Annotated in this window: 18 protein-coding genes; 4 read left to right on the top strand and 14 right to left on the bottom strand. The window is 64.3% G+C overall.

Going from position 1 to position 18,935, the window contains the following annotated elements:
- Window positions 1-248: 248 nt before the first annotated feature.
- The 4 genes from HLH34_RS16605 to HLH34_RS16590 all read right to left on the bottom strand — a co-directional run bounded on the left by HLH34_RS16605 (window position 249) and on the right by HLH34_RS16590 (window position 4,142).
- Window positions 249-1,091, bottom strand: a complete 843-nt coding sequence (locus tag HLH34_RS16605; protein WP_183120684.1) for a lipid-binding SYLF domain-containing protein — start codon at window positions 1,089-1,091, stop codon at window positions 249-251.
- 145 nt (window positions 1,092-1,236) lie between these two features.
- Window positions 1,237-2,025 carry an inositol monophosphatase family protein gene (locus HLH34_RS16600; RefSeq protein ID WP_183120683.1) on the bottom strand — a complete coding sequence of 263 codons (789 nt, stop codon included), beginning with the start codon at window positions 2,023-2,025 and terminating at the stop codon, window positions 1,237-1,239.
- Window positions 2,026-2,122: 97 nt separating this feature from the next.
- On the bottom strand, window positions 2,123-2,620 hold the full coding sequence (locus HLH34_RS16595; protein WP_183120682.1) for an MmcB family DNA repair protein: 498 nt from the start codon (window positions 2,618-2,620) through the stop codon (window positions 2,123-2,125).
- A gap of 190 nt (window positions 2,621-2,810) precedes the next feature.
- Window positions 2,811-4,142 (bottom strand): lipopolysaccharide biosynthesis protein, encoded by a 1,332-nt coding sequence (locus HLH34_RS16590; protein WP_220792226.1) that lies wholly within the window; start codon window positions 4,140-4,142, stop codon window positions 2,811-2,813.
- Between the two features lie 42 nt (window positions 4,143-4,184).
- On the opposite strand from HLH34_RS16590, the gene HLH34_RS16585 reads away from it, so the two are divergent.
- Window positions 4,185-5,297, top strand: a complete 1,113-nt coding sequence (locus HLH34_RS16585) for a CDP-glycerol glycerophosphotransferase family protein (protein WP_183120681.1) — start codon at window positions 4,185-4,187, stop codon at window positions 5,295-5,297.
- On the top strand, window positions 5,294-6,445 hold the full coding sequence (locus tag HLH34_RS16580; protein ID WP_183120680.1) for a hypothetical protein: 1,152 nt from the start codon (window positions 5,294-5,296) through the stop codon (window positions 6,443-6,445). Before HLH34_RS16585 ends, HLH34_RS16580 begins: the two co-directional genes overlap by 4 nt.
- Before the next feature lie 46 nt (window positions 6,446-6,491).
- Here HLH34_RS16580 and HLH34_RS16575 read toward each other — a convergent pair whose 3' ends face one another.
- From HLH34_RS16575 to HLH34_RS16555, 5 genes are read right to left on the bottom strand one after another with little or no spacing between them, the layout of a single operon-like run.
- Complete coding sequence (locus tag HLH34_RS16575; protein WP_183120679.1) at window positions 6,492-7,259, bottom strand: nucleotidyltransferase family protein; 768 nt, start codon at window positions 7,257-7,259, stop codon at window positions 6,492-6,494.
- Window positions 7,256-8,032, bottom strand: a complete 777-nt coding sequence (locus tag HLH34_RS16570) for a sterol desaturase family protein (protein WP_183120678.1) — start codon at window positions 8,030-8,032, stop codon at window positions 7,256-7,258. The genes HLH34_RS16575 and HLH34_RS16570 overlap by 4 nt, the downstream gene beginning before the upstream one ends.
- Complete coding sequence (locus HLH34_RS16565; RefSeq protein WP_183120677.1) at window positions 8,029-9,141, bottom strand: LptF/LptG family permease; 1,113 nt, start codon at window positions 9,139-9,141, stop codon at window positions 8,029-8,031. Before HLH34_RS16565 ends, HLH34_RS16570 begins: the two co-directional genes overlap by 4 nt.
- Entirely contained in the window at window positions 9,138-10,352 is a 1,215-nt protein-coding gene (locus HLH34_RS16560) for an LptF/LptG family permease (RefSeq protein WP_373318554.1), read from the bottom strand. Before HLH34_RS16560 ends, HLH34_RS16565 begins: the two co-directional genes overlap by 4 nt.
- A gap of 16 nt (window positions 10,353-10,368) precedes the next feature.
- Window positions 10,369-11,274: a metallophosphoesterase family protein gene (locus HLH34_RS16555; RefSeq protein ID WP_183120675.1), complete on the bottom strand. Its 906-nt coding sequence runs from the start codon at window positions 11,272-11,274 to the stop codon at window positions 10,369-10,371.
- 192 nt (window positions 11,275-11,466) lie between these two features.
- On the opposite strand from HLH34_RS16555, the gene HLH34_RS16550 reads away from it, so the two are divergent.
- Both HLH34_RS16550 and HLH34_RS16545 read left to right on the top strand, forming a co-directional pair.
- Window positions 11,467-12,441 carry a diacylglycerol kinase family protein gene (locus HLH34_RS16550; RefSeq protein ID WP_183120674.1) on the top strand — a complete coding sequence of 325 codons (975 nt, stop codon included), beginning with the start codon at window positions 11,467-11,469 and terminating at the stop codon, window positions 12,439-12,441.
- The gene (locus tag HLH34_RS16545; protein WP_183120673.1) at window positions 12,438-13,418 is read left to right on the top strand and encodes a hypothetical protein; all 981 of its coding nucleotides are present in this window, start codon (window positions 12,438-12,440) and stop codon (window positions 13,416-13,418) included. Before HLH34_RS16550 ends, HLH34_RS16545 begins: the two co-directional genes overlap by 4 nt.
- Here the strand turns inward: HLH34_RS16545 and spt are convergent.
- The 5 genes from spt to HLH34_RS16520 all read right to left on the bottom strand — a co-directional run bounded on the left by spt (window position 13,387) and on the right by HLH34_RS16520 (window position 18,616).
- Window positions 13,387-14,604, bottom strand: coding sequence for a serine palmitoyltransferase (gene spt, locus HLH34_RS16540; RefSeq protein ID WP_183120672.1), 1,218 nt, complete (start codon window positions 14,602-14,604; stop codon window positions 13,387-13,389). The two genes, HLH34_RS16545 and spt, sit on opposite strands and share 32 nt — an antisense overlap.
- Window positions 14,605-14,607: 3 nt before the next feature.
- Complete coding sequence (locus HLH34_RS16535; RefSeq protein ID WP_182960847.1) at window positions 14,608-14,859, bottom strand: acyl carrier protein; 252 nt, start codon at window positions 14,857-14,859, stop codon at window positions 14,608-14,610.
- Window positions 14,860-15,050: 191 nt separating this feature from the next.
- The gene (locus HLH34_RS16530) at window positions 15,051-16,787 is read right to left on the bottom strand and encodes a fatty acyl-AMP ligase (RefSeq protein ID WP_183120722.1); all 1,737 of its coding nucleotides are present in this window, start codon (window positions 16,785-16,787) and stop codon (window positions 15,051-15,053) included.
- A gap of 50 nt (window positions 16,788-16,837) precedes the next feature.
- Entirely contained in the window at window positions 16,838-17,971 is a 1,134-nt protein-coding gene (locus tag HLH34_RS16525) for a sensor domain-containing protein (protein ID WP_183120671.1), read from the bottom strand.
- Window positions 17,972-18,253: 282 nt separating this feature from the next.
- Window positions 18,254-18,616 carry a hypothetical protein gene (locus HLH34_RS16520; protein ID WP_183120670.1) on the bottom strand — a complete coding sequence of 121 codons (363 nt, stop codon included), beginning with the start codon at window positions 18,614-18,616 and terminating at the stop codon, window positions 18,254-18,256.
- Window positions 18,617-18,935: the final 319 nt, after the last annotated feature.

Genomic DNA, 18,935 nt, shown 5'->3' with positions numbered 1-18,935 from the left:
ATTGCAGATGCGTTGCAGGGCGATGATCGTGCGCCATTCCGGCCCGCCTGGGTGGCTCGGGCGGGGGGGACAAGCATCTTTATTGTAAGGTGGGCGGCCGCCGGGTGGCATGATGGAGCGTCACCCGATCAGGCCCCTTCACCTGATCGGACAGCGCGCCAGAACGGGCTCGTCATGATCCAAGCGGAATATTCTCACGGCTTGGATCATGGCGGCGATCCCGTTCGGGATATTGTTCGGGTAGGGCCTTAACGCGGCGGAGCGAGCGGCTGGCTGCTGATGGCGCCCGAGGCGGGCGAGGGGGGGACCTGCGCGGGTTCGCCGTCCTGATAGCCGGGCTGCGCGTAGGCCGGTGCGGCGGGCGCGCTGTTGGCGGGACCGGACGCCGTCGCCCGGGCCTGCACTTCGGTCAGGGCGCTGCGCAGCGGGTCGGCGCCGGGGTTATTGACCCGCATCGAGATCACGATGTCTTCCGGCCCGACGATCTGGTTGTAATAGGACCGGTTGGCGCCGCTGTTGACCGACAGTTTCGATCCGCCAAGTGCTGCGCCGGCGAAAAGGCCCTTGGATTTCTGGAGGGCCATGATGTCGGTGTTGCGCTGGCCGGTCGTGCCGCTTTCGATGCCCGACCCCATGGTCGCGAACGACGCCGCCGCGTTGGCGCCGAGCTGGAACTGGTTGTCGAGCAGCGCCTGCAGGCCGCGATCGGTCATGACGAAGAACATGACCTGGGAATCCTGCATGCCCAGCTGGATACCGACATTGGCAGAACTGAGGCTGAAGAATGCCGGATCGGACCACGATCCGCGCGCATCGCGCGACAGCAGGACGCATCCTCCGCCGGACCCGCCAAAGCCGATCGACATGCGGAAGATCGACGGGCAGACCATCACTGCGCGGGCCCGCGTCATGTACTGGGAGATCTTGCTGTCCGACCGCGCGCCGGAAAACATGTCGCGCACGGTCAGGGTCGCGCGGTCCACCAGCGCCTGCTGCTTTTCACCGGCGGCAAGGGCCGGTGCCGCCGGTAGCAGCAGGGTTGCCGCCAGCAGTGCCGGCTTCAACCGGAATCGGCCGTCTTGCAAAAGCATGCTCCCTTATCTCCTGGCCTGGGACAGCGGCACGGATCTCACAAAAGCTCCGGGCGGCTGTCTCTCGTATCCCGGTCTGAAATCCATGCATGGATTTCAGACCGGGAGTGTTGATGAAATTTTGTGTCGTAACAATGGCCGTGGGTCAGCCCAGAGGGACGTCGAGCGCCGCGGCCAGATCGTCCGCGATTCGGGGCGCGGCGGCAAGGATGGTGATGCCGCGTTCCAGCCCGCCGTCGCGCACGAACGGCGAGGTCCTGGCCCCGGCCTCGTCCAGGATGACCAGGGCCGCCGCGACGTCCCAGATATTGATGACCATTTCCAGATATCCGTCCAGACGGCCGCATGCCACATCGGCCAGCGCCAGTGCGCCCGATCCGCCGGATCGGGGCATCGCGCCCAGCCGCAGCATCGTCGCCACCTTGTCTTCGAATACGCCGGCGGGGACGCGGCTGCTCCAGCCCATCTCGATCATCGCCGAGCGCGTGTCGTCGACCGGCGAGGCGTGGATCGGCCGGCCGTTGAGGAACGCGCCCCGACCGCGCACGGCCGTGTAGGTCTCGTTCAGGGCCGGGGCCTGGATAATGCCGGCGACCGGCAGATCGTCTTCCAGAAGACCCAGCGATACGCACCAGCGGTTGCGGCCGCGCGCGAAGTTCGACGTGCCGTCGATCGGGTCCACGACCCAGCGCAGGCGGCCCGTGCGGGTTCGTCCTTCTTCCTCGCCCTGGAAGCCGTCCTCGGGGAACAGGGCGCCGATCCGGGTGGAAATCAGGGCCTCTACCGCGCCGTCGGCCTCGGTCAGCCAGTCCTGCGCGCTTTTCTGGGTGCCCGATGGCCCGCCCGAGGCGGGACGCATGGACATGGCGAGGTCGGCGGCGTCCCGTACGATGGAACGGGCGGCTTCGAACCGGCACAGGATGGCGTCTGACATCGGGGGGGCCTTTCTGGATGGCGGGCACTGTCGGTGGGTGATGGCGTACATTGTGCCCCGTGTCATGCGATGGGGCGCACAGGCGCGGGTGGCCGGTCTATTCGATACGCCGGGCGGCGCGCAGGGATGCCGTGATCGCCGGGTCGTCCAGTCGGCCCAGCCGTTCGGCGGCCTGCGTCGCGAACAGATGGGTCAGCTTTCGCCGCCGGGCGGAGGCCAGGGGAAATGTGGGCGCATCCCGCGTGATGGCCGATTCGGCGATGATCGTGTAGCCGGCGGGCCGCATATCCGTGGCGACGACCATCAGGCCCGCGCTGTCGGGCAGAAGGGCGAGCGGAAAATCCCGGTCCACGGCGAAGAAGAACTGGTCGCACCAGTTGCGATAACGGTGCCATTTGGAATCGGTCAGGAAATCCCGGGGACCGGACTTGATCTCGATGCAGACGAATCCGTTGTCCGGGCGCAGCGCCATGATGTCCGCCCGCCGTCCGTCTGGCAGCGGCAGTTCGTTCAGGGACGACCACCCCATCTGGCCGCATAGATGCAGGATGGCGCGCCGGATGGCGATCTGGTTTTCCGCGAGGTCGGAGGGCATATCCCGATCGTGCCACGATCCGGTGCCCGCGTCATGGTGCGGTTCTTCATCATGGCGGGATGGCTATGGGCGAGGGCACAAGAGTGGCGTTTGGACCCTGCGGGGCAAGCCATGGAAAAGCCGGCGCCGCGTGATCCTGACGCAGTTTCATCGCCGACCCCGTCACGCCGGTCTTAGGGCAGGCGGCATCTCAAACGATCTCGGTAACTGGCGCATTACCCGCGCGGGTCACGGCCCTCCAGGCCGTTATGGCCAGCAGCACAAGACCGAACAGTGATGAAACCAGTATACCGAATGCGACGCCCATGGTGCCGAAATGCGGCATCAACAGTGCGAGCATGCCGAACAGCGCCAGCGTACGGACGCAGCGAACCTGAAACGCCCGGCCGGCATGCCCCGTCGCGACAAGTGCCGGTTCGAAGTTGACGCCAATTAAATCCAGAGATGCGGCGATGCCAAGAACGAGCAAAAGCGGAAAAGCCCCCATGAAGTCCCGTCCGGCCACGAGTTGCAATGTGAACCGGCCAAACGCAAACAAGGACAGAACGATGACCAGCGTGGCGCCTATTGCCAACCCGGTCGATCGACGCAGCAGCCTTTTTATACTGTCTAAATCCTGGCCGGCATGGGATCGCGCGAACTCCGGCAAGACAGCACGCGCAAACATTTCGGAAACACGAACGAGTGCCTGACTGAGCTGGTACGCCAAACGATAATGCCCGGCATCGGCAGCGCCCGTGGCGATGCCAATCAACAATACGATCATATTGTTGCAACCGGTACCGACAGCCGAATTAAGATTGGTCAGCCAGGCGAAGCGCCAGATACCCGGATTCTCGCTTGCTGCGGACCAGCTTTTTCGAAGATCTGCAACGACGAAAGATCGCGGCATAACTTTTATGGCGCAAACCCAGTAGACAATCGAGGTGACGATGTCCGCGATCGCCCAGGCAAGAAGAAAACCCGTAACCGTACGATCCCATAAGACCGCGGCCAGCGCGCCGAGGAAGCGCATGATCGGCGTTACCGCGTCCGCCATCGCGCCAAGACCGAAGCGATCGCGCAATCGCAACAGACCGACTGCGGTAGATCGAATAGAAAGCAACATGACGAAGCAGAATGCCAGCGCTGCGTGAGACAGGCTATTCGACCATCCGAGGAGGGGCTTCAAGAGTGTTACGCCGCCCCATGCGATAAAGCATCCCGCGACGGCACCGGCGAGGTCGAGTCCGATACAAAAGCCAACCAGACGCGCCAGCGGGCCTTCTTCCTCCGTCAAGACGTGATGCACACCATAGCGAACGACGATCTGCCAGGTCTGGAAGCTAACGATCGCAGCGATAGCCTGCGCAGTGCCGAAAACGAGAGTGAATTCACCAAATCCTTCGCTCTTCAGTACACGTACTGCCAATCCCAAATAGACAAGGCTTAGTATTGCACCGACGCCTTTACCTGCCAAAAGCCAAGAGACATTAGCCAGAGCCCGCCGAAGTGAGCCCTGTTTACTCGCTGAGGATATCAACGGTTCTTGCTCATTATACGCTTTTGGCTTATGGATTGGGGTATGGCGGAGATTGCATTCCTGTACATAGCTGAATCATATCAGTGCTATCATGCCGCGGCAATTGCCCTGGAGTTGGCGAAATGCGGCGTAAATGTTACAAGCTTTTACAACGACCCCGAGACGCCCTATCAGCTTGAGCGCATTCGTCGAGCCGTTGACGGACCGGAAATGGAATATCGCCGCCTCCGCCGGTCTGTGCCGACGGCCGCGATGCAGTCGATCCGTACTCTTGGCATGTTCAAAAACATGGTCCTGCGCGACAACGCGGCAATACTCGACCAATACGACGCGATCGTGACGGTCGAGGATACAGTGGCCTCGGCAAGACGGCTGGGCATATCCCGTCCGAAACTTATCTATATCCCGCATGGCTGCGGGGATCGTGCTCGCGGGTTTACCAAAGAAGCCAAGGAATTCGATTATATTTTGCTGCCGGGCCAGAAATCGGCTCAGCGAATGCTCGATGCCGGCCTGGTAAGAGCTGATAATCACATGGTGATCGGCTCGGTTAAGCTGGAGACCTGTGCGGCATTGTCGCATGTTTACGGCCCCCTTTTTTCCACGACGCGTCCCACCGTGCTCTATAACGCCCATAAGGCGCGAGGCCTGTCGTCATGGCCGCGATTCATCGAACCCATGCTTCGACAATTTGCCGGTCAATCCGAATTTAATCTGATTGTCGCGCCACATACGAAAATGTTTCGTCGTCGCAGGCAGGCGGTTCGAGATCGGTGGAATGCACGCAGCAACTCCACGATTTTAATAGACACGGGATCCGATCGTTGTGTTGACATGACTTATACGGCCGCAGCCGATATTTATGTCGGTGACGTCAGTAGTCAGGTTTACGAATTTCTCGTAACACCCAAGCCTTGCGTGTTCCTGAACGCGCATAGGGTCGACTGGCGAAACAACCCTGATTTCCAACATTGGCATTTAGGCGATGTTGTGGAAAATCCCGGTGATCTCATGGCCGCGCTCCAGAATTCCATAACGCGACATGCTCTCTATCGCGCGCGGCAGGAGGAGATGGCAGGCAAATCACTAGGGGATCGATCCCCAGGCGCGGCGCGACGTGGTGCGAATATAATTCGGGATATTCTGCGGAAATGAAGGTCGGTTTTCTGTTCAATCATGATGCTTTGCATCAAATTTCCCATACAGCGCCGATCATAGCCGAATTGGTTGCGGCCGGTGTCGACGTGTCCGTTTTCACGTCCAGTCCAGAGCAGGAAAAAAGAGTACGGCATCTCATTCCGAGCGACATGCCTGTGCATTTTGTTCGGCTGACGACGTCCAGATTGGTGGAGGTGGTGAACGCCATCGCCCTCGGCGTCATTCCGTTTCGGCGGCTGGCGATCCTGCGCCAGAATGTGCCGGTCTTTGCCAGCCTCGACGCGCTGGTGGTTCCGGAAACGACATCCACGCTGCTTAAACGCCGGTATGCATTGAATAACCTGAAGTTGATTTACCTGCCTCACGGGGCGGGCGACCGGTCAGTGGGATTCCGCGCCGTCACACGTTTGTTCGATTTTGTCTTGTTGCCCGGCAACAAGGTGCGTGACCGGATGTTGCGCGGCGAATTGATCACGTCGGATAATCATGCGGTTATTGGATATCCTAAATTTGATACCATAGCGTTTGATCAGGTTCCGCGTATTTTTGACAATGATCGTCCAACTGTATTGTACAACCCTCATTTTGATCCATTATTGTCGTCATGGGGGAAGATGGGAGAGGAGGTGCTTGATTACTTTTCGCAGCAAGACACCTTCAACCTTATTTTTGCGCCCCATGTCATGTTGTTTCAAAGGCGACTACACGCATCGCTTGAACATCGACGCATGAGGCTTCGAAAGGCGATACCGCGCCGTTTCACTGACCTGCCCCATATCCGCATTGATACCGGCAGCACGATGTCGACCGATATGTCGTACACCCGCGCTGCCGATATTTATCTGGGTGACGTCAGCAGCCAAGTCTATGAATGGATATATAACCCGCGGCCTTGTATTTTTATCAACTCACACAACGCATCCTGGCAAGGCAACCCCAGTTATGCGCATTGGTCACTTGGTGAAGTGATCAACAAGGTCTCTGACCTGCCGGGCGCACTGGAACGTGCTTCGGCAGACTCCGGCAGATTTGCCGATCTCCAGGCGAAGGCGTTCAAGGAAACATTCTGCATGTCCGGTACGCAGTCATCGAGAAGGGCAGCCGAAGCGATCAAACGATTTTTAACGATGCCTTCAGCCGCCTGACCGTCGAGCGGAGCAGCCGCCCCCTTCCCGGGAATTGACCATCAGGTCAGGCCGCCGCGAGCAGCGACTGCACCAGATCGAGATCAGCCGGCTTGTCCACGTCCACCGCCGCGCGTCCGTCGGGCAGAGGGACCAGCCGGGCGGACGCGCCGGCCAGATGTTCGATCCGTGCGCACAGGGCCTGGCGCGTCAGCCGCCCCGTCAGATAGCGCAACAGGACTCCCAACCCCAGCAGGCGGGCCATGCGGATGGGCCGCTTACGTTCCTGTTCCAGGCGTTGCCACAGCCGGACGAGGCCCACGGCCGCCGGGGTGCGGAACAGGAACAGGTTGCAGCCCGAAAACGCCCCGTCGGCCAGGCGGATCATCGTGCGCTTGGTGCCCGGCACGTCGCGGTGGATGTCCTGCTCCATCGCGATGGCGGCCGCGACGTCGCAGCTGTCGCCGGTGGCGGACAGGAACGATTCGATCCATTCCGGGCGCAGCAGCGCATGGTCGGCCGTCGTGACCAGCAATGGCGTGCCTAGTGTGCCGATCGCCTCCAGCACGCTGCCGCTGGGGCCGCGCGCCGGCGGCAGAATGGTGACGGGACGATCCAGAAGGCCGGTCAGGACCTCGGGGTCCTCGATGCTGACGGCGATGCGGCCGATCTTCGGCACGGCCGACAGCGCGTCGACAACCCGCGCGATCATCGGTCGGCCGGCGACGGGCAGGATCGCCTTGTGCGATACGCCGGCGGCCTGGGCCATCGGGTCGCGTGTCCCCGCGCGCGTGCCCGCCAGGATCAGGACGTTCAGCGTGCCGTCCGGCGTCATGCGGCGTCTCTGTGGGGCGCGCCGGCCGGCCGGTCCCGGGGGGGCGTGCCGGTCTGCTCCATCACCCAGGGATAGCGGTTAGCCTCCGCCACATCGTACCCCAGGTTGAAGACGCTGGGGCTGCGGGGACGGGCGCGTGCATCGACGTAATAGCTGCCGAAGATCCGGTCGACGACGAAGCTGGTGATGCCGTAATTGCCGTCCTCGTCATGGAAATGGTGGAGGACGTGGCGCTGCTTCATCTTCTGGATCCAGCGCATCCGGGGCTTGTAGTTCAGATGCTGGATGCAATGGAAGAATTCATAGATGCAGGTGATCGTAAGCCCCGTCCCGAAGGCGGCCGCGCTGCCCCCCAGGTGGCCGATCAGGTAGCCGATGGGAATGGTGATGATCGCGATGGTCGGGATCGTGTTCAGCGGAGATCCGAACAGGACATCCAGCAGGTGCGGGTCCTGATGATGATCGAAATGGATGCGCTTCCACAGGCCGGCCGTCCATTTCATCCGGTACAAGAAACGCCCGTGCAGGATGAAGCGATGTATCGCGTACCATGCCATGGGATAGACCGCGACGACCGCGCCGCCAGCCAGCAAAGTGGGCCCGATTCCGGGGAAATGCCGGGCCAGGAGCGTGAAGCTGCCGATGGCGAGGACGATGTAGAGGATGATGGTCGGGTAGGTCAGATAGGCGATCCAGAGTTGCCGGAGGTTCATCTTCCCCAGATCGAAGCTGCGTCCCGTTCGGAGATTCGCGTTGCGCAGGGTGCCGCTCATGATTTTTCTTCTATCCTCAACATCAGGGCAGCGATTCCGAATGCGAAAATCGCGAGGCCCGGAAGGGTCGCGGCCAGGGCCGGCAGGGTGCCGGCATTGCCCAAGGCCCGCATCAGTCCCTGGAATACGATAAACAGCAGGCCCCCGCCCAGGCACCAGACCGGAAGAGAGCTTCGCGCGCCGGTGCGAGGGGGGATATAAACCACCGGCATCGCCAATAACAGCATTACGATGAATGTCACCGGCAATAGCGCGCGCTGCAGCAATGCGGTGCGAAAATAGCTGGGGGGCAGGCTGGCGGGCGCGCGGTCCCGCAGGATCGTGATCATCGTCGAGGCGGTCAGGGGCGGGGTATCCATGGACAGCCGCACCAGATCCGCCGGACGAAGCCCGGACGGCCATCCCGCGTCGGCGAGGGTGGCGGTGAAGGCGCCCGGGGCCACTGCCGCTTGGGATATCGTCAGTTGCCGCCCGTCGCCGCCGCTCCATGTGCCGTCGACGAAATGTGCGTCCGCGAGATGGACTACCCGATTCAGCCGTCCCCCCGGATCGCGCCGATACAGGTCCAGCTTGCCGGCGTCCCGACCGCCCCGGGCGATATACCCCACGTCGATCAGCGTGGTGCCGGAGCGAAACCAGAATGCGTGCCCGGTTTCGGGGTGTGGGTCGGTGGCGTTCCACCAGCGCGCCAGCGCCAGCTCGGCACGAGGGGTCACCTGGTCGTCGATGGCGACGCCGACCAGCGCCAGCCCCAGGATGCCGGGCAGCAGAAGCCGGACCAGGGCGGGGGTCGACAGCCCGGCCGCGCGCAGGATGGCGATTTCGTTCGCCGTCGTCATTTGCACCAGCATGACCAGCGCCCCGATCAGGACCGCGAGCGGAAAGACGCTGCCCAGCAGGAGGGGGCTTCGCAGTGCCAGGAAATACAGGATGCCCCCGACACCGAGGTGCCGGTCCAGGATGGGGGTCAACTGCTCCAGCAGCGCCAGGATTTCCATCAGCGCGACCAGAATCAGGCTGGTCGCCGTCACGCGTGTGATCAGTTCGCGCGACAGGTAGCGCAGCAGCACTCCGCGACCCGATCCGATCGGCAGATGGGCTCCTTTCATCGACCTGTGTCCATCGTCGAACCGACCGCGACAGGTCCGCGTTGTGCCAGTCGTTTCAGGGACCATCCAGCGCCGGACATCCCATTGCGTCGGGCCAGCAGTACGACGCAGGCAATGCAGAAGAGGGCGAACGGTCCCCAGATCACCAGCCAGGGCGACATGGCGCGACTGGCCACCAGGCTCAGGCCCAGCTGAAGCGCATGGTCGAAGCCCACGAGGCTGATTGCCGCGACAGGCAGGCCCACATTCCGCCGTTGCCGCTTGGCCACCCCGGCCAGGGCGCATGCCAGGACCGGAATGAACGGGATGGCCATGGCCCGGGCCAGGCGGAAATGCAGTTCGGCCACCAGATGGGAGCGTTGGATGGTGGGATCGCGATGGCGAATGGCCCGGCGCAGTTCGGGCACCGTCAGTTCGCGCTCGTCGTTCCCGCGGTGGCGGAAGGTGCCGCCCCGGCCCTCGCTTTGGAGGATGCGGGTCGTCGTATCGAACGTCGCCAGGGTGGGATGGTCGTCATGGCGGTCGGTGACGATCACGCCGTGCGCAAGGTCCAGGCGAACGGACGACCGGTCGTCCGCGATCTGCAGCGTCCCGCTTTCGGCGGTGATGTCGCGTTCCATATCCTGCGTCCTGTCGCGGATGAAGACGTGGAACAGCCGTGTTCCTACCCCGTCGACCCGGTCGGCCGTCAGCATCAGGGTGCCGGAGGGTGTCGCGAACATCCGTCCCTGCAGATGCGGCGCCCAGCCCGCATGGCTGGCCAGGTACATGCCCTGGCGGAAATTGTAGCGGGCATAGGGCTGGATGAACCCGTACAGCAGGAAGCTGACCAGGCCGAGCACGACCCCCATGGCGATGAACGGCCGCGCGATCCGCGCCAGGGACACGCCGCTGGCCATCAAGGCGTCGATCTCGTTGTTCTGGCTCATCTTGCGGACGACCGAAAACACGCTGACGCAGATCGCCGCGGGAAGCGCCAGGCCAAGGTAGTGCGGCACCAGGTCCGCCAGCAAATTGACAAAGGTGCGCAGCGTGCCGCCGTCCGCCGCCAGCACATTGAACAGGACAAGCAGCCGTTCCAGCAGCAGCGCCGTCATCACGACGCCGAGCGAAAGGGCGAACGGGGGCAGGGTCTGCGCGATCAGATAATGGTCCATCGTTCCCGCGGAAATGCTCCGGACGAACGACGGAAGGGAAGGTACGCGCCTCATGTTGGCCCACACATACTCAAATTGGCGACGGGATGCGATAGGAGGCGAAGATCATGGCCGGAAGCGCCAGCACCGGCATGTCGGGACGGAAAATCCGCCGCCGGATTTCGATATGGAAGCCCCGTTCCGTGGTCGCGATCCGGATCTGCTGCCATGCCGCCGCGCGCTCGGGGCGGTCGGACCGCATCGAGGCCGACGCTATCCCCAGGACGGGTACGGGCGCCAGGGGGCCGGGCAGGGAGGAGAGGCCTGACATATGGGAATGCCCGTGCAGCACCAGTTCCGCCCCGGCGCGGGCGATGGCGTCCCTGAACAGTGCAGCGTCCAGCAGCGCCTTCCGGGGGGGCACGATGCCGGCGACCGGCGGGTGATGGATCATGACGACCCGGCACAGGCCCTGCCGGCCGATGTCGTGCAGGATGGCGGCCAGACGGTCGGCCTGGGGCCGTCCGATCTGCCCGGCCGCGACAAAGCACGGCATCGGCCGCGCGGAATTGACGCCGATCAGCGCCACCGGGCCGACCTGGCGCACAAAGGGAAAATCATCCGGCGCCGGGGCCATCCATGGCGCCCAGAGCCCGAGCGTGTTTGGCCAGCGGTCCCGCACCAGCATGTCATGGTTGCCGGGGATCACGATCGTCTGCGCGGGCATGTCGCGCCGCAGCCAGTCGGCCGCCTGCCGGCATTCCGCAGGCAGGCCCAGGTTGGTCAGGTCGCCGGTCAGGGCCACGACGTCCGGGGCGGTGGCGCGCAGGTCCGCCACCACCCTGTCCAGAATGGCGCCGACATGCAGGAAACGGCGCTTGCGTCGCCATGACAGGTGGCTCAACGCACGCTTGTTCAGCATTGCCGTCGGCGGCAGACACAATTTGTCATGCGCAATGTGCGGGTCCGACAGGTGGGCGAGCGTGATCTCGGTCATGGGGCCTCCGCTGTGGTGCGGTCCGGGCGGACGGCGGGCCGTGACTCAACGCGCCGACGCCAGTGCCCGCACATGCCGCCTTCCACCCGCGCTGTCGAGAGGGAGCGCCCGGTTTTCCCGCCTTGCAATACCATCGGGAACGCGGCTTATGGCCGGACGGATGGACGATGACCAGAAAAGGACCGATACCGCGTGACCGAACGTTTTGCCTTGATTCACAATCCGCGCAGCCGGCGGAATGGCAAGGATGACGGGACGTTCCGCAATAGCGCGGCCCGCCTTCTTGGTCCGCTGTTCGTTCGTCCCTCCGGCCGCGAACATGTGCAGGACGCGGTGGCGGAGTTGGCCCGGCGCGAGGTCGGGACGATCGCGATCGATGGCGGGGACGGCACCGTCAGCGAAGTCATGTCCGCCATATATCGTCATTACCCCGCCGATGCGCTGCCGGCCTTGGCTGTGCTGCCGTCGGGCAACACCAATCTGATCGCAAGCGATGTCGGGTTCGGGCTGCGCGGGGTCGCGGCGCTCGACCGGCTGGGCGCCCTGGCCCGCGACGGCGGGTTGCGGCGGACGACCGTTCGGCGCGAGGCGTTGGCGGTCCGCTGGTCCGACCCGGATCGCCCGGCGGCGCTGGGTATGTTCCATGGGGCGGCTGCCTTCACGCGAGGTGTCGGGATCGCGCATCGGCCTGCCATCGACCGGTTTTCCCATGACATCGCGGTCGGGGTGGCGATCGCGTCGTCGATCGGGCGCCTGGCGTTGCGTTCCACGCGGCGGAAATGGCTGGGCGGCAACAGAATCACGCTGGCTGTCGGGGAGGAGGCCCCGCGGACGGAGGATTGTTTCCTGTTCCTCGCCACCACCCTGCATTGCCTGCCGCGCCGGGTGTGGCCGTTCGCCCCCCGGACGGGGAACGAGGGAATGTCCTATCTGAATGTCCAGGCCTATCCCCCACGACTGGCAGCCGCGACATGGAACCTGCTCCGCGGCCGGTCGCCCGAGTGGCTGGACGGATGCCCGGCCTACGAGCGCGGCCAGACCGACCGGCTGGCGCTGAGGATCGACGAGGATTTCGTCCTGGATGGCGAGATCCTGAATTCCGGTCCCGACGGGCGGACATTCCTGTCGGCCGGACCGGCCTTCGATTTCATCCGGGGGGTGGCGTGAACGCCCCCGGTCGGTTTGACGGTTCGGCCGCCGGACGGGTGGCCCGGCTGCTGGCCGGCGAGTTGGTCCGACCGGTCAGCCCGTCCGTCACCACATTCGCGGCCCGACTGGTGGGGCAGGCGCCGGTCATGGGGGTGCTGTTCTACGGGTCGGCGTTGCGGCAGGCCGATCCCGAGGGGATCCTGGATTTCTATATCGTGGTGGAGCGCCAGTCCGACTGGCCCCGCGGCCGGAGCGCACAAGTGGCGAATGCCCTGCTGCCACCCAATGTCGAATATCACGAACAGGTCGTGAATGGCGCCACCATCCGGGCGAAGGTCGCGATCATCACCATCGCGCAGTTTCGCGCCATGACCGGCCGGCGCACTGTCGACACCACGCTATGGGCCAGGTTCTGCCAGCCGCTGCGCCTGGTCTGGGTGCGTGATGCGGCGGCCGCCGATGACATCCTGCGCTGCCTAGTGCGTGCGGTCGCGGTGGCGGCCTGGTGGGCGGCGTGCCTGGGGCCGGCGGAAGGAACCGCGGAACGGTACTGGGAATCGCTACTGGAACGAACTTACGGCGCGGAACTGCGGGTCGAATCCGGGACGCGGCCTCGTAGCCTGCTGGGTGGGCAGGAGGATCGCTACCGGGATCTGCTGACCGCGGCCTGGACGGCCTCGGGCCTGTCCTTCAGCCGGCAGGGGGCGATCCTGCGTCCGGATGTCAGTGCCGGCGTCCGCGCCCGAGCGCTCCGGCGCTGGCGGCTGCGCGATACGCTGGGGCGCCCGCTGAACATCGCCCGCCTGGCCAAGGCGGCCTTCACCTTCACCGGCGGGGCGCGTTACGTGGCCTGGAAGATCAGGCGCCATACGGGGATCGAGCTTGCGCTGACACCCTTTAGCGAGCGCCATCCTCTGATCTGTCTGCCGTGGCTGCTGTGGACCCTGCGGCGGGCCGGCCTGTTCAGGAAGCGGTCACGGCCGCCGGGCGCATAAGGCCGAACTCGCGGGCCACGGTCGCGAAGATCTCTATCGCGCGGTCGATTTGTGCCGGGGTGTGCGTCGCCATGACCGAGGTCCGCAGCAGCGGATGCTGGTCCGGTGTCGCGGGCGGCAGGCTGAGATTGACGTAGACGCCCAGGTCCAGAAGTCGGTTCCAGAACCGCACGGCCTGGTCCACCTCGTCCAGGATGACCGAGACGACCGGGCTGGCCTGCGGACCCGTGCGCAGACCGGCCGCATTCAGCCCCGCATGCAGGCGGCGCGCATTGTCCATCAGGGTGTGCCGCAGTTCGGGGCGGCGTCCCATCTCGTCCAGCGCCGCCATCGTCGCCGCGATGATTTCGGGCGGCAGCGAGGCTGTGAACATGTAGGGGCGCGAGCACAGCCGGATCAGGTCCAGCCCGTCATGGTCCGAAACGCAATAGCCGCCCACCGTGCCCAGGCTTTTGGAGAAGGTGCCCACTACGAAATCGACGTCGCCCTCGACGCCGTCGGCCTCGGCCACGCCGCGTCCGTGCGTGCCCATCACGCCGAAGGAATGGGCCTCGTCGGCCAGCAGCCAGGCCCCTGCTTCCCGCTTCACGGCCGCGAATTCCGCCATGGGGACGACATCGCCCATCATCGAATAGATGCCTTCGACGACGATCAGCTTGGCCCCCGGGGTGCCATCCAGGCGGCGCAGGCGCTTGCGCAGGTCCTCGGGGTCGTTATGGCGGAACCGGATGACCTGCGCGTGGCCCAGGCGGCTGCCGTCATAGATGCTGGCGTGGCTGTCGGCATCCAGCAGCAGGTAATCGTCCTTGCCGGCCAGGGCCGAGATCATGCCCAGGTTGGCCTGGTATCCCGTGGAAAACACCATGCAGTGACGGCGCTGGAAATAGGTGGCGATCCGTTCTTCCAACTGGCGGTGCAGGCCCTGCGTGCCGTTGGCGATCCGCGATCCGGTGGTACCGACGCCGTGGGTCCGCGCGGCGGCGATCGCGGCCTCGATCGCGGCTTCCGACTGGCTGAGGCCCAGATAGTTGTTGGTGCCGAACAGCAGCGTCTCGCGCCCCTCGATCAGGCCGACGGTCGAGGACAGCGGACGGTCGATGACGACGGCGAACGGATTGCGGCCGCCATCCGCCGTCACGGCCGCCAGCGACCGGGCCAGACCGTCATATTTGCTGAAGATCGACATGGATCAGGAGGCCTGCTTCAGGGACACGATGCAGGCGGCCAGGTCGTCGATGGTCCGGATGTCGGCAAGACGGTCGAGGGGGACGGATACGTCGAGCGAATCCTCGATTTCCATGACGAAATTCATCACGGCGAGTGAATCGAAGGCCAGGTCCTCGACGATCTTGCTGCTGCCGTTGATGTCGCGGGGAACCTTGGGGTTCGCCAGCAGCGTCTGGACGATCAGGGCAGAGACGTCTGCAACCGTTTCACTCATGTATTTGCATCCTTCTGCGGGCCGTCCCCCCGGGAGGCAAGGCCCGGGGCGCCCGCATATCACATCTGGCGGCCTCGTCCCGGCGCAGGCAGGGTATCGCCGCCCGTCCGGGAAAGAAGGACGCCTTATGATCGAAATCCGGTCTCTTGACCAGTATGGATCGCGGGCGGGCAGGCGCGCCGCCCGTCGGGTCAGGCGACCGAGGCAGTCTCGGCAGGGGTATCGAACGCCCCCGACAGAAGCATCGCCTTGGCCCGGGCGCGCGTCAGCTTGCCGGACGATGTCTGCGGAAGCGTATGCGGCGGCACCAGGATGACCGAGACGTCCACCCCGTGCTGCCGGCGGAACAGGTTCGCGGCCTCGTTGCGCAGCAATTCGCGGGCCTCGGGCGACGAGGCACGGCACTGGATCAGCGCCACGACCTTCTCGCCCTTTTCCTGGTCGACCGAAAAGACGGCGACGTCGCGGCTGCGCAGGGTGCCGATTTCCGTTTCGGCCGACCATTCCAGGTCCTGCGGCCAGATATTGCGGCCGTTGATGATGATCAGATCCTTGGCGCGCCCGGTGACGACCACCTGTCCGTCGAGCATGTAGCCCAGGTCGCCGGTGTTCAGCCATCCGTCCCGGTCCAGCACCCGCAGGGTGTCCTGGGGCTGGTTGAAATAGCCGCGCATCAGGCTGGGTCCGCGCACGAAGATCGTACCGACCTTGCGGTCGGGTAGCGCATTTCCCGACGGGTCGCGGACCACCAGATCGTGTTCGGCAAGGACCTTCCCGCACCGGACGAAGGTCCGCAAGGCATGGGAGGGATTGTTCGACGGCCGCGCGATGCCCTGGGTTTCCAGGAAACGCAGATCGACGGTATCGGTCTGGATGCCGGAACCCAGCGGGACGAAGCTGATGGCCAGCGTGGCTTCGGCCATGCCGTAGCTGGCGGTGAACGCATGGCTGTCGAAGCCCGAGGCGGCGAAACGCTCGGCGAATTCCTCGAGGATATGGTGGCGGATCATGTCGCCGCCGATGCCCGCGATCCGCCAGCTGGACAGGTCGAGCGAGATGGACGAGGCGCGGCGGGCGCACAATTCGTAGCCGAAGGATGGGCTGTAGGAAATCGTGCCCCGATTGCGGCTGATCAGGTCCAGCCAGACATGCGGACGCCGGGCGAATTCCCGGGTGGGCAGCATGTCCACGCTCAACTGGCAGGTCACCGGTGTCAGGAAGAATCCGACCAGCCCCATGTCGTGATAGAGCGGCAGCCAGGACACGCAGCGATCGCCGGTCTCGCGGACCTTCAGCCCGTCCCGCGCGATGGCGCGGGCATTGGCCATGCCGGAGCGCTGGGTGACGGCGACCCCCATCGGAAAGCGGGTGCTGCCGGACGAAAACTGGAGATAGGACAGGTCGTCGGGCGATACGACGGGCAGGTCGACATCGCCGATGGGCAGGCCCAGCAGGTCGGCCGGGCTGCCGGAGAAGCGCAGGTCGAATTCCGCGACGATCTCGTCGGTCCAGGATGCGATGATGTCGGGGATGACGACGGCCGTGGCGCCGGCGCTCTCGATCATGCCGCGCAGGGTGGCGACATATCCCTCGCGCCCGCCGAATGCGACCGGAAGGGGCAGGGGGGCCGGAACCAGGCCGGCATACTGGCAGCCGAAGAACATGCGGGCGAAATCGCCGTCGCTTTCCGCGACGATGGCAACCCGGTCACCCGGCCGCAGGCCGCGGGCCAGCAGGCGGCGGGCCACGTCGCGCGCCTGCGCGCGCAGCGTGCGGTAGGGCAGGGCCTCCAGAAGCTGGCCGCGTCCGGAATAGATGTTGAACCCGGCCTCCCCAAGGGCGGCATAGTCCAGCGCGTCCGGAAACGTTGCAAAATCACCCAGGCGACGCGCCTGGCCAGAATCTGTTGGAGACGGATGGCGTGTCATGTCCGGTAACGAATCTTCCACCTGGAGCGTGTCGAGTGCGGGAAAGGCGGTCATTGGCCGGCCTTCCGGAGAAATTCTACGATGGCGTCCGCGCCGGCAGGCGCCGAGGGGCCGGTGTCCGAGAGGCCGAAGGTGTCGCGTATATACGATTTTTGCCGTTCAAGGAAATCTGCCTGCATCGTGTATGCCCTGTCGATAGACTGCCCGAGTGAGGTGGTGGATGTGGCGACGTTGCCAAGCGTCCAGAATTGGTAGTTCGGATCGTCGCGCCAGTTCGTGTGATGTGCGTCCAGGAACAGGCACGGCCGCGGCGTAATCAGGAATTCGGCGACCTGGCTGCTGACGTCGCCCAGATAGACGTCGGCCCCCATGGTGTAAGTCATGTCGATGCTCCGCGTGCTGCCGGGGTCGATCCGCATATGGGACATACCCGCATAGGCGCGGACGAGCTCGACGGCCTCGGTGCGCCGTCCGTCGAACAGCCTGTAATGGGGGGCGAAAACAAGATTGTACTGATCCTGAGTTGCAAAATAATCCAACACCTTTAACCCGAACCTATGCCATGAGGATAGCTTCCGGCTGAAATGCGGATTATACAGAACTGTTGGCCGTTCATTCGGGAACAGGGGCGGCGCCTGTTGGTGCAGAAGGCGGACCATGTCGAACTTGGCGTAAATGCCCGTGACGTAATGGCCAGGACGCAAGCCCCCCCGCGCCAAAAGGCGGCTTTCCAATTTTCGTCCCCCGGTCAGGATAAAATCGAAATTTCGCACGTCGCGCGCGAAGCCGATTGCCCTGTCCCCGGCGCCATGCCCGGTCCAGATCAGGCGCGGCGCGCGTACGCCCATCTTGCGGAGATAGAGCGACGTGCGTTCCGGCACGACAATGGCCTGAAATCCATCGAAATAATTCTTGTTATACAGCAGGGCGACCATCTTGGTCAGCACATCGTGCCCCCGACGCTCCATGTGGCGGCGCAGCAGGGCCGGTAGATGCAGCCGATCGAATGTCACCTCTGAATCCGGATAGAAGCCGGCCAGGTGACGGACATAATCCTCATGCGCCTGGGACAGGCAAGCGACATGTACCGCGATGCCCGGATGGCGACGGGCCATTTCCAGCGCGATCGGAAGCGAGTGCAGGGTCTGGTGGGGCTGGGCGATATAAGGAAAGACGATACGCATCGGTTCTCATGTGTCGGTAGGGATGAGCCGCGTCGGGGTGGCATAGGCGCGAAACGCCGGCCCCACTCATTCCAGGCCCTGCAGGCGGATAAAAACCAGCAAGATGGGCAGGAAAAAAGGCCATGTCGACGCCGCGCGAAATCATTGCCGCGGCCGGGTCATGCGTGCCGATGACCCGGCCCATAAGGGGGCCGCTCGGCCAGTAGGCCAGACACATCAGCGCGCTGCCGATCCCACCTGCCGCCAGGCTGGCGTGCAGGGCCAGGCGATACATCTCTCCGATCACATGGTCGCGCCCCAGGGGCGCCATCGCAGGATAGAGGGGGGCTGCATCAATGTTTCGGGCTTGGCGGGGCGCAGGCGACTGCCGACGATCAAGGGCGTGGCATGGCTGAACACCAGAGACAGTGTCGCATTGGCGTTGGTGACGAAGGCGAAGCGCCAGATGCCGGGAAAATCCTGCCCGATCCGCCGGCCCGGAAGGTCGAACCGGTTCAGGCTTCGCAGAACGCCGGTGATGCCGCCGATCAGGTCGAGGGCGAGGCTGAAGCGCAGCACCCGGTGGAACGGACACCGGCCGGTCGCCGTGGGCCAGCGGACGGTGCGCGTCGCATATGGGGGGAGGGAGGGGGCGGAAGCAGACAATGGCGGAAAACCTATCCTGATGGCTCCCGGAGGATGTCACACATCATATGAGGGCCAGGACCGAAAATATGAAAGACGGCCCCCTGTCCAGTTATGGCCGGTCCGCTGGGGCCGGGAGCCCCTGGCCGGGGCACCATGCCGACGATTGGCGGAATGGCGGTTTTCCTGGGGTTGGACAGGCGATGGTCGCTTTTTTTGGTTTTTATGCCTCATCGGTGTTGACGGTGGTGTGGGTGGGGTGTAGATCGCTGTTCACCGCAGGGGCGGGGCCGAAAGGCACTTGCCTGGTGGGGTTGGGTTTGCTAAGGTCTTTGGCCCG

The sequence above is a fragment of the Gluconacetobacter azotocaptans genome (assembly GCF_014174355.1).
Classification (GTDB): Bacteria; Pseudomonadota; Alphaproteobacteria; order Acetobacterales; family Acetobacteraceae; genus Gluconacetobacter; species Gluconacetobacter azotocaptans.
The sequence above is the reverse complement of the archived record's forward strand: the minus strand, read 5'-3'. Positions and strand labels throughout refer to the sequence as shown.